Source organism: Cupriavidus sp. IDO (assembly GCF_000812465.1).
Lineage (GTDB): Bacteria > Pseudomonadota > Gammaproteobacteria > Burkholderiales > Burkholderiaceae > Cupriavidus.
In genome coordinates, this window is sequence record NZ_JWMA01000046.1 from 21,230 (window position 1) to 32,183 (window position 10,954).

The 10,954-nt window shown below is 67.1% G+C and carries 7 protein-coding genes; 2 read left to right on the forward strand and 5 right to left on the reverse strand.

The window, feature by feature from the left end:
- Positions 1-93 precede the first annotated feature (93 nt).
- Positions 94-2,814, forward strand: a complete 2,721-nt coding sequence (locus tag RM96_RS16085; RefSeq protein ID WP_039011972.1) for a LuxR C-terminal-related transcriptional regulator — start codon at positions 94-96, stop codon at positions 2,812-2,814.
- Positions 2,815-2,995: 181 nt separating this feature from the next.
- Here the strand turns inward: RM96_RS16085 and RM96_RS16090 are convergent, their stop codons facing one another.
- The 5 genes from RM96_RS16090 to RM96_RS16110 form a co-directional block, all read right to left on the reverse strand.
- Positions 2,996-4,132: an acyl-CoA dehydrogenase family protein gene (locus tag RM96_RS16090; protein ID WP_202966739.1), complete on the reverse strand. Its 1,137-nt coding sequence runs from the start codon at positions 4,130-4,132 to the stop codon at positions 2,996-2,998.
- A gap of 61 nt (positions 4,133-4,193) precedes the next feature.
- Complete coding sequence (locus tag RM96_RS16095) at positions 4,194-4,649, reverse strand: MaoC family dehydratase (RefSeq protein ID WP_039011974.1); 456 nt, start codon at positions 4,647-4,649, stop codon at positions 4,194-4,196.
- A gap of 53 nt (positions 4,650-4,702) precedes the next feature.
- Entirely contained in the window at positions 4,703-5,860 is a 1,158-nt protein-coding gene (locus RM96_RS16100; protein ID WP_039011975.1) for an acyl-CoA dehydrogenase family protein, read from the reverse strand.
- Between the two features lie 204 nt (positions 5,861-6,064).
- Positions 6,065-7,378 (reverse strand): AMP-binding protein, encoded by a 1,314-nt coding sequence (locus RM96_RS16105; protein ID WP_082016570.1) that lies wholly within the window; start codon positions 7,376-7,378, stop codon positions 6,065-6,067.
- 12 nt (positions 7,379-7,390) lie between these two features.
- Entirely contained in the window at positions 7,391-8,869 is a 1,479-nt protein-coding gene (locus RM96_RS16110) for an NAD-dependent succinate-semialdehyde dehydrogenase (protein WP_039011976.1), read from the reverse strand.
- A 239-nt stretch (positions 8,870-9,108) separates the two neighbouring features.
- On the opposite strand from RM96_RS16110, the gene RM96_RS16115 reads away from it, so the two are divergent.
- Positions 9,109-10,686, forward strand: coding sequence for an AMP-binding protein (locus RM96_RS16115; RefSeq protein WP_039011978.1), 1,578 nt, complete (start codon positions 9,109-9,111; stop codon positions 10,684-10,686).
- The last annotated feature ends 268 nt before the right edge of the window (positions 10,687-10,954 follow it).

Here is a 10,954-nt window from a genome sequence, read left to right on the forward strand (position 1 = left end):
GAGACGTGAAACGCCATAATGTGCCGGCACGCCTCCCCGGCCGTTCCATCGATGGCGGGGCTAAAGGCGAAACCATCCAAGCAGGCATCCGCGATGAATCCCGACAACCTCCTGGTGGCGACGAAGTTCTCCCCGCCCCGCATCAGCCCCCGCCACATCCTGCGTGAACATCTTCTGACCCGTCTTCGCGACACGAAGTACTGCGCGGCCACGCTAGTCACCGGTGGCGCCGGCTTCGGCAAGACCATCCTGCTGGCGCAATGGCGGCAGGAGCTGATGAAGACGGGCATCGACGTTGCATGGCTGTCGCTGAGCCATGACGACAGGCAGTTTTCCAGCTTCTGCACCTACCTGCTGGCGGCCTTCCAGCGGATCGGCATGCGCGCCGACGACGTCGTGCCGGATGCCGCCGGCAGCGAGCAGTCCATGGAAGCGCTGGTGGCAGTGTTGACCAGCGCCGTGGAGGAAATCGACCGCGAGGTCTACCTGCTCATCGACGACTACCAGCACGTGGAGGCCCCCGCCGCGCACCGGCTGATGCAGAAGCTGCTCGACCACTGCCCGGCCAACCTGCATATCGTCATCGCCTCGCGCACCATGCCGCCACTGAGCCTCGGCCGGCTGCGCATGCAGGGCCAGGTCTCGGAGATCGACTTCGCCGAATTGCCGTTCGACCTGGACGAGACGCGCGCCTTCTTCGAGCAGAACCTCAGCACGCTGAAGCTGAGCGCCGACGAAGTGCGCCTGATCCACGACCTCACCAACGGCTGGCCGGCCAGCCTGCAGCCGGTCGCCACGATGCTGCGCATCCGGCCCACCAAGCGCGCCAACCTGCGCTCGCTGCTGTGGAAGTCTGCCGACCTGCAGTCCTACCTGGCCGAGGATGTGGTGGCCTACCTGCCACCGGCGCTGACGTCGTTCATGGAAAAGCTGTCGGTGTTCCGGCGCTTCAATGCCGGCCTGGCCGAAGCCGTCACGGAGGACCCGGAAGCCGTCGACCTGATCAAGCGCGCCGAGGACGAGAACCTGCTGATCTATCGCGTGGAGACGGACGATCCCTCGCCGTGGTACCGCTTCCACCCGCTGTTCGGGGAGTTCCTTGCCCAGCGCCTTGCCGAGCAGGGCAAGGACGCCGTGGAGGCCGTCCATCGCCGCGCCAGCCGCTGGTTCGCCGCACACGAGCTGCTGGTGGAGGCCGTGCGCCACGCCAGCCTCGGCGGGGATCTCGACTTCGCTGCCGACGCCATGGAGCAGGCCGCCACCCGATCCACCTGGAGCATGTCCTATATTGGCCCCCTGCTGCACATGCTCGACCGCCTGCCGCAGGAAACGCTGTTCTCGCATCCGCGCCTGTTCTTCCTCGGCTGCCTGACCCATGCCTTCACCGGCCGGGCCGACAAGGCCGAACGCTGGCTCGAGCAGATCCGTCGCACGGAGGCCGCGAAGATCCCGGCCCTGTCGTCCAAGTTTCCCATCATCGATTCCTCCGTCGCCGTGCAGCGCGACGACATGCGGCGTGTCATCGAGGTGCTGGAGCCGCTCTGCAACGCGCCCATGGAGAACGCATCGCTGCGCTATGTATGCCTGGCGGGGCTGGTGGTCGCCTATCTCGCGGTCGGGCGGCACGACGACGCGCGCCGGCTGTTCGATGCGAACCCGATCCCCCCGGAAGACCGCGACAACGACATGGCGATGGTGTTCGAGAGCTGCCGCGCGCAGACCTGTCTCGTCGAAGGCGACGTCAGGGAAGCCGAGCGTCTCGGCAGGGGCATCCTGGTCCGCGCAGAAGCGGTATATGGCCGTGCCTCGCTGCCCGCCAACCTGTGCGCCGCGACACTGGCCTCCGCCTGCTACGAACTGGACCGCATCGACGACGCGCGCGAGGCGCTCGCCAACCGCACCGGCATGATGCAGTCATCGTGGCCGGACGTGATGATGCAATCCTCCCTGTGCCGCGCCCGTCTGGACTTCCTGCAGGACGTTCCGGAAACCGCCCTGTCCTTCCTCGAGGCGCAGGCGTCGCACTTCCACATCCTCGGCCTGGACCGGGCGGTCGCGTACATGCTCGCGGAGCAGGTCAATATCCTCCTGACGATCGGCGAACACCGCCGCGCGGCCGAACTGGGGGCGCGGCTTGAAGGCCTGCGCAAGGTCCACGAGCACGCCACCGGCGCCCTGGCCCGCATACCCGCCATTGCAGCGCTGGTGCGCGCGCAGCTGGCGCTGGCCGACTCCAACCACCGGGTAGTGCTGGAGGCGCTGGCCGAGGTGCGCCGCTTTGGCGAACAGTATGGTCGCGCCCCGACGGTAGTCCTGGCCAACCTGCTGGCCGCGGTAGCGCACGATGGTTTGCAGCAGGAAGCCGAGGCGACGCGCTGCCTGACCGACGCGGTCACGCTCGCCGCGAAGCTGGGGCTGGTGCGCACGCTGCTCGACACGAAGGCACAGACGGTCGGCCTGCTGGCCCGCCTGCAGAAAGACGACAGCCTGCCTGCGCCGGCGGCGCGCTACCTCGCCGACCTGCTGGCAAGGATGACGCCGGGCACCGTCCGGCTGGACGCAGCGCCCGTGAGCGCGGCAGCGGGTGCCGGCGCCCGCATCGCCCCGGATGCCGAGCGCGGTCCCCTGACGCCGCGCGAACTGGAGATCCTCTCGCTGATCGCGGAAGCGATGTCGAACAAGCGGATCGCGCTGACGCTCAACATCACCTTCGGCACGGTGAAGTGGAACGTGAAGAACATCCTGGCCAAGCTGGGCGTGTCGAGCCGCTACGACGCCATTGCACTCGCTCGCCAGCGGGGGTTGCTGAAGTAGGCCCGCAGAAAGCGAAAGGGCCAGCCTGTGGCTGGCCCCATACTGCTGACAGACCTACCGAGCAGGCCGGCAAGTGCTACGGGTTCCGGACAATCGTTGGTTTGCTCCCCTCTCCCGCAAGCGGGAGAGGGGAGCAAACCAGCAGCGTGCAGACCGTCAATCACAGTGATGCTGTCCCCGTTCAGCGCGCCCCTAGGCTGCGCGAAATAATGACCTTCTGGATGTGGCTGGTGCCCTCGTAGATCTTGGTCACACGGGCATCGCGGTAGTAGCGCTCGACCGGGAAGTCGGTCAGGTAGCCATAGCCGCCATGGATCTGGATGGCGCCCGAGCACACCTTCTCCGCGATCTCGCTGGCGAACAGCTTGGCCATCGAGGCTTCCTTGGCACAAGGCACTCCGGCTTGCTGCAGGCGCGCCGCGTGCAGCATGAACTGGTGCGCCACGTCGACCTGCGTGGCCATGTCGGCCAGGTCGAAGGCGACGCCCTGCAGGTTGATGATCGGGCCGCCATACGCTTCGCGTTCCTTCGCGTACTGCACGGCCGCCTCCAGCGCGGCGCGTGCCACGCCGCAGGCCACGGCGGCAATGCCGATGCGGCCTTCGGACAGCATGCCCATCACGCGCTTGTAGCCGGCGCCTTCCTCGCCGATCAGGTCCTCTGCCGGCACGCGGTGGTCATCGAGCTGGATGGCGGCGACGTGGGCCGAGCGCTGGCCGAGCTTTTCCTCGACGCGGGTAACGGTGTAGCCCGGTGCGCGCGGATCGACGATAAACAGACTCGGGCCCTTCTTCCCTTCCGGGGTTTCGGTGATGGCGGCTATGGCGATGCCAACGCCCGCTTCATTGCCGTTGGAGATGAACTGCTTGCTGCCGTTCAGCACGTAGTGGTCACCGTCGCGCCGCGCGGTGGTGCGGAAGGCGCCGGTATCAGAGCCCGCCTGTGGCTCGGTCAGCAGGCCGGCGACGATGGTTTCGCCAGACGCCATGCCCGGCAGGTACTTGCGCTTCTGCGCTTGCGTGCCAGCATGGGCCACTACGCCCGCCAGGCCGTTGTGGACGTGCAGGATGGTAGCAAAGCCGGCGTCGGCGGCGGCGAACTCCTCGATGGCGAGGCAGTACTCGGGGAACGTCGCGGCCGAGCCGCCGTATTCCTCGGGCACGTGCATGCCGAGGAAGCCCAGTTCGGCTACCGCCTTCAGTTCGTTGCGCGGCCAGGCGCTGCTGCGATCGCGTCCGGCCGCCGTCGCGGCAACGACTTCCTGCGCCACCTTGCGGGCGGCATCGCGGATCATGGCTTCCTGCTCGCTCAGGAGCACGGTGGAGGTATCGCTCATAGTCTGACTCTCTTTCCTGTTTGTTTCCTGTCTCTCTGCCGACTCAGGCGAACACGCGCATGATCGTGTCGGCCACGCAAACCGGCTTGGCGGAGCCTTCCATTTCGACAGTCATTTCGTAGGTGAGCTGCGTACCGTTGTTGTCGAGCGGTCCGAAACTCGCCAGCTTGAACTGGGCACGCAGGCGGCTGTTGACCGGCACCGGCTTCAGGAACCGCACCTTGTTCAGGCCATAGTTCACGCCCATCTTGACGTTCTGGATGGCAAGCGCCTGCTGGATGAACGTCGGCAACAGGCTCAGCGTCAGGAAGCCATGCGCGATCGGCGCGCCGAACGGGCCACTGGCCGCACGCTCCGGGTCGACGTGGATCCACTGATGGTCGCCCGTCGCATCAGCGAAGGTGTTGATGCGCTGCTGGTCGATGATGGTCCAGTCGCTGGTGCCGACAACCTCTCCCACCAGGGATTGCAGTTGGGCCACGGTTTCGTAGGTCTTCATGCTGTCTCGCTCGTATTGATTGGATGAATGAACTGGCGGCGTTCCCGGGCGCGTCAGCCCGCCTCGGCATGCAGCGCCGCCTGCAGGGCTGCCGCGCAGGTGGCTTCATGGCTGTCGCTGCTGCCCAGCAGCAGGTCCGCCACCACGGCACGCTTGTAGTAGTGGCCGACCGTGTATTCCTCGGTCATGCCGATGCCGCCGTGCAGCTGGACGCCCTGGCCGCAAACGAACTTCGCCGCCCGGCCGATCAACATCTTGGCGGTCGACAGCACCTGCCCCTGCGTCGCGGCATCGTCATTGGCCATCGATGCCAGGGCCGCGTGCAGCATCGAGCGCGCCACTTCCATCTCGGCTGCCATGTCCGCCATGCGGTGCTGCAGCGCCTGGAAGGACCCGATCGGCACGCCGAATTGCTGGCGGGTCTTCAGGTACTCGGCAGTCAGCTCGATGGTCTTTTCCATGACCCCGATCAGCTCCGCGCAAAGCGCGACGGTGCCGCTCGCCAGCCCGGCGCGCAGGGCGGCAAGGCCATTTCCCTCCTCGCCCCGTTCGCCCAGCACGGCTTGCGCCGCCACCCGCACGCCATCGAAGGCCAGTTCCTCGACCCAGCTGCCGTCGTGCAGCGGCAAGGCGCGGCGATGCAGGCCCGGCGCATCGCCCTCGACCAGCAACAGCGTGATGCCTCGCGTGCCCGGCACGACGGCGGAAACGATGAACGTGTGCGCGCCGACCGCGCCCAGCACAAGCGACTTGGTGCCATGCAGCACATAGTGGTCGCCATCGCGCTCCGCGCGCAGGCACACCGGCTCCGGCAGCCCGCGCGACGCCGGCTCGCTGTAGGCCAGCGCCATGCGCAGCGAGCCGACGGCGAGCAGCGGCAGCAGGCGTTCCTTCTGCGCCTCGGTGCCGCCGGCCACGAGGGTCTGGGCCGCCAGGACAGCGCAGCCGAGGTAGGGCTCGACCACCAGTCCACGCCCCATCTCCTGGGCGATGATGGCGGTCTCCAGCAGCGTACCGCCGAGGCCGCCATAAGCCTCCGGCAGCGCGGCCATCAGCCAGCCGTTCTCCGCGAACAGGCTCCAGTTGGCGGCGCTGCGGTTCCGGCCGGCCTTCAGCAAGGCAGTGCGCGCTTCGAAGGTGTACGCCCTGTCGATGAAGCGGCGCACGCTGTCCTGCAGCAGTTGTTGTTCCGAAGTCAGATCGAAGTCCATGCTATGTCCTTTGCGGCGGTCGCAGCGCCGTGGTCGCTGTCCTGCCGATCTCAAATATCGCTGCACCGTCGCTCGCGTCGGGTTCCTCCGGAGGCCCCGGCGCTTTGTGACCTGCGAAGCCATCTTAGTCAGGCCGGATCGCTTTCATCCCCTCCCCTTATTGCAGGGGCGGCGCATCCGCTGTGCCCCCGGGACGAGTGGCGGCTAGCCGGCCAGCACATGGCGGCGACGGCGCAGCCGCAAGCGCCCCAGCGTGTCCACCTCGCCTTGGTCCCTAGTCTTGAAGAAGCCATCCGGCGTCAGGCTGTCGGCGGTCTTCTCGCCGGCCTTGTAGTAGCCCATCATCTGGCCGGGGCTCTTGACCAGGACCTCTCCGTTGCCGGCGATACGGCATTCCACCCCCGGATTGCACCGCCCGACATAGCCTTCGCGCCCCTGCCCCGGAAGGCTGAGGTGGGAATAGCCGAAGTTCTCCGGCAGGCCGTGGCCGACGATCAGTTCCAGTCCGGCGGTGCGGTACCACGTCCGTACCTCGCGTGGCACCGGCCCGCCCGCCGCGAAGGCGACCCGGGCCTGGTCCAGCCCGATGCGGCGGCGTTGCAGCCACCGCAGCCCGCGCGAGACCCCGGGCACGGCGAGCAGCCAGCGATGCAGGCGCAGCGACACAAACGGGCAGAACGGCAGGTCGCACAGCGCCCAAGCACGCGGTATGGCATGGAATAGGGTTGGCCGGGCGCGGCGCAGGTCCTGCAGGATGGTGTCGGGCCGCTCGTAGAAGAACACGCGGTAGCCCATACATAGCGACGCGCATTCCACGACCAGCCTGCCGGCGCACTCCGCCAGCGGCAGGTAGGCCAGCAGGCGGTCGGCCGATGTGCGCCGATGCTGCGCGGGGAGCAGGTCATTGAGGGCGCGCGGCACCTCGCACAGGGTGCGGAATCGGTGCATCACCCCTTTCAGGCGGCCGGTGCTGCCCGGCACGTAGAGAATCGTGGCCAGTGCGGCAGGGTCCGGCAGCGTGACAGTCCGCAGCCGCGGCGCGGCCGCGACGATCGATTGCCACGCCTCGCCCCGCCCGGGCTCGGCCTGGGGCAGGCGGATGACCGGCATGTCGTCCGGCACCGCGGCTTCGGTGTCGCGCCACCGTGCTGCGTTCTCGAACGACCGGCCGACAAACACTAGGCGCGCTTCGCTGTGACCCAGCGCATAGGCCACACCGCGCCTGTCCGCCTCCGGTGACACCGTCACGCTGACATGGCCGGCCATCCAGATCGCCAGGTCGGCGATGATCCAGTGCGCGCTGTTCTGCCCGAGGATGGCAATCGCCGACTTCGGCGGCAGGCCCAGCGCCAGCAGATGCGACGCCATGCGCCGGGCCTCGTCTGCCACCTCGCACCAGCGATAGTCCAGCACCGTGCCGTCCGGCTGGGGCTGCGTGAGGTACACCGCGAACGGCGACTCCCGCTCCCAGTGCAGCAGGCAATGCACGGGCGTTGGCTGGGACTTCGGATCTGGCATGACTGCGCGGCCTTACAAGCCGCCCAGGCAGAGGTACTTCATCTCCAGGTACTCGTCGATGCCGTAGCGGGACCCCTCGCGGCCGAGACCCGATTGCTTGACGCCGCCGAACGGTGCCACCTCATTGGAGATCAGGCCCGTATTGATACCGACCATGCCGTACTCCAGCGCTTCGGCCACCCGCCACACCCGGCTGATATCACGGCTGTAGAAATACGAGGCAAGTCCCGACTCCGTGTTGTTGGCCATCGCCACAACCTCGGCCTCGTCGCGGAAACGGAATACGGCCGCCACCGGCCCGAACGTCTCCTCGGAGGCAATCAGCATGTCGTGCGTGGCGCCGGCGAGCACGGCCGGCCTGACAAAGCGCGCCGAACCGAGCCCCGCCACCACGTCGCCACCAGTCACCAGCGTCGCGCCATTCGCCAGCGCATCATCGATGTGCTCGCGCACCTTGGCCACGGCAGCATCGTCGATCAGCGGGCCCTGCGCCACGCCCGGCTCGAAGCCGTCGCCCACCTGCAGCTCGGCGGCCTTGCGCGCCAGGCCGTCGACGAAGATGTCGTAGACCTTGTCATGCACATAGAAGCGGTTGGTGCAGACGCAGGTCTGGCCTGCATTGCGGTACTTGGAGGCGATGGCCCCGTCCACCGCTGCGTCGATATCCGCGTCGTCGAACACAATGAACGGCGCGTGGCCGCCAAGCTCCAGCGCCAGCTTCTTGATGGTGCTTGCGCTCTGCTGCATCAGGATGCTGCCCACGGGCGTGGACCCCGTGAACGAGAGATGCCGGACCACGGGCGATTCGCACAGAACCTTGCCGATCGCCGACGACGCCGTCCCGGTCGGCACCACATTGATCACGCCCGCCGGGATGCCGGCCCGGTGCGCCAGTTCCGCCAGCGCCAGCGCGCAAAGCGGCGTCTGGCCGGCCGGCTTGATGACGATGGTGCAGCCCGCGGCCAGCGCGGGCGCGGCCTTGCGCGTAATCATGGCGATCGGGAAATTCCACGGCGTGATCGCGGCGCAGACGCCAATGGGCTGTTTGAGCATCATCAGCCGCTTGTCGGACGACGGCGAGGCCAGCACATCGCCGTCCACGCGCCTGGCTTCCTCCGCAAACCATTCGACGAACGATGCCCCGTAGCCCACTTCGCCCAGGGCCTCGGGCGTCGGCTTGCCCTGCTCGGCGGTCATGATGGCGGCCAGGTCCTGTGCGTGCGCCGTCATCAGGTCGAACCAGCGGCGCAGGCATGCCGCGCGTTCCTTGCCGGTGCGCGCGCGCCACGCCGGCAGGGCGGCCTCAGCGGCGGCAATGGCGTCCATGGCCTCGCTGGCGCCAAGGTTTGCTACGTTGACGATGGTGTGGTCCGTGGCCGGGTTCCGGACGGCGAAGGTACTGCCATCGCTGGCGGCTACCCAGCTGCCATTGATGTAGGCCCGGTCGCGGATGAGCAGGCCGTCCTTGATGCGCGAATGGAGAGAAGACATGATTTCCGGAAGGCGGCGGGAGCGCCGCATGGCATTCGGTGATGGCTCAATGATCCGAGACTAGCCGCAGCGGCGGGGGCGGCGCCCCTCTCGCATGGAGAGGGATCGCCCCGCCGGCCTCAACCGCTGCGCGGCCGGCCGGCGTCCTTCCCCCTCCCCTCAGGGGAGGGGATCGGCGAAAAGCCCCACTCCTACACTGCTCCGGCAAGACACCCAGAAAAAATGCCACGGAGACAGCAATGAAAATGGACTTCGCCCGCGTCATGGGGCAGGTTGCCGTGCAGTTCGCCGCTCAGGAAGCGCTGGTCAATATCGAGCGCGGCCAGCGCTACACATTCGGCGAGCTGCACCGGCTGACCAACCGCATCGTCAACATGATGCATACCCGTCTTGGCCTGCGCCGCGGCGATGTCGCCCTCTGCATCCTGGAAAACGACAACCTCTCGCTCCTGCACGCCTGGACGGCCTTTAAGGGCGAGGCCGCCGTCGCGCACACCAATATCCGCGACGCGTTTGACGAACACCGCTGGCAGGTCGAGTTCATCCGCCCCAAGGTCGTCTTTCTCGAGACTTCCCTGCTGGATCGCTACGCCGGCATGCTGCGCGAGCGCGGCGTGAGCGTGGTGTGCATGGACCCGCCGCCGTCGCCGCGTGAGGGTGTGTACGACTTCTGGGAGCTGCTCGAAGGCGTTTCGGACGCCGATCCGGGCGTACAGTCCGACACGCAATCCGACATCCTGATCTACCGCTTCACCGGCGGCACGACCGGCCGCAGCAAATGCGCGCAGTACACCATCGACAACTGGCTCGCGGCGCGCGACACCATGTACGCCGACCCCGAGCAGAGCGTGGCGCTCAACCAGCGCACGCGCTACCTGCACATCGCCCCGGTCAGCCACGGCTCCGGCCTGTCCTTCCTGCCGACCCTGTTTCGCGGCGGCTGCACGCTGACGCAGAACGTCGCCGACCTCAAGGCCTGGTGCCGCAATGTCGAAACGGAAAAGGTGACCACCACGCTGATGGTGCCCACCCTGGTGAACGTCCTGCTGGAACTGCCCGAAGCGACGCAGCACGACCTGAGCAGTCTTCGCACGCTCTACTACGGTGCCGCGCCCATGAGTCCCGCCAAGCTGGGGCAGGCGCAACAGCGCTTCGGCAACATCTTCTTCCAGCTCTACGGCGCCACCGAATGCGCGCAGGCAGTCTGCACGCTGACGCAGTCCGATCACCTGACCGCCGTCGAGACCGGCCGGCTTGCTTCCGCCGGCCGCCCGACCATCGGCATCGAGATGTGCATCGTGGACGAAGCAGGCAACGACGTCCCGCCCGGCGCCACGGGCGAAATCTGGTTGCGCGGCCGCGGCACCATCAGCGGCTACCACGGCAACCCGGAAGGCACGGCATCGGAGTTCACCGACGGCTTCTGGAAGTCGGGTGACCTGGGCTACGTCGATGAGGCCGGCTATGTCTTCATCGTCGACCGCAAGAAGGACATGATCATCAGCGGTGGCTTCAATGTGTACGCCGTCGAGGTGGAGGCATCGCTCAATGCCCATCCCGCCGTTTCCATGTCAGCCGTCGTCGGCGTTCCGCACGACAAATGGGGCGAGGCGGTGCACGCCGAAGTCGTGCTGAAGCCCGGCACTACGGTCGACGCCGAGGCACTGATCGAGCACGTCAAGGACCGGCTCGGCCGCTTCAAGGCACCCAAGACGGTAACCATGGTGGAAGCGCTGCCGCTCAGCGCGGTCGGCAAGGTTTTGCGCCGGCGCGTGCGCGAGAAGTACTGGACGGATCAGCCCAGGCGAGTCTCCTGACAAGTCGTTGGCATCCGGCCACACAGGCTTCGGGGGGAGCCAGGCGCCGGCCAGCCAACCAGCCATCACTGTCTTCGCGTTTGATCTCCGCGTGGCTTGGCACTCCGGCTTCATGCCGGAGTTTTTTTTTGGTTCATCGCCGATCTGCGAAGTGAGTGAGGGTCTCAAAACGACCCCTATGCTCAGGTCACAACTATGTGTAGGTCGCGGTGGAGCGTATGGTCGAGTCCGCCGGCGGCGCGGGTTTTGGGATGGTTAATCATTGCAA

Bases quoted from the DNA above. Each gene is read 5' to 3' on its own strand.
- RM96_RS16085 (WP_039011972.1), top strand. From the start codon at position 94: ATGAATCCCGACAACCTCCTGGTGGCGACGAAGTTCTCCCCGCCCCGC.
- RM96_RS16095 (WP_039011974.1), bottom strand. From the start codon at position 4,649: ATGAAGACCTACGAAACCGTGGCCCAACTGCAATCCCTGGTGGGAGAG.
- RM96_RS16100 (WP_039011975.1), bottom strand. From the start codon at position 5,860: ATGGACTTCGATCTGACTTCGGAACAACAACTGCTGCAGGACAGCGTG.
- RM96_RS16105 (WP_082016570.1), bottom strand. From the start codon at position 7,378: ATGCCAGATCCGAAGTCCCAGCCAACGCCCGTGCATTGCCTGCTGCAC.
- RM96_RS16110 (WP_039011976.1), bottom strand. From the start codon at position 8,869: ATGTCTTCTCTCCATTCGCGCATCAAGGACGGCCTGCTCATCCGCGAC.
- RM96_RS16115 (WP_039011978.1), top strand. From the start codon at position 9,109: ATGAAAATGGACTTCGCCCGCGTCATGGGGCAGGTTGCCGTGCAGTTC.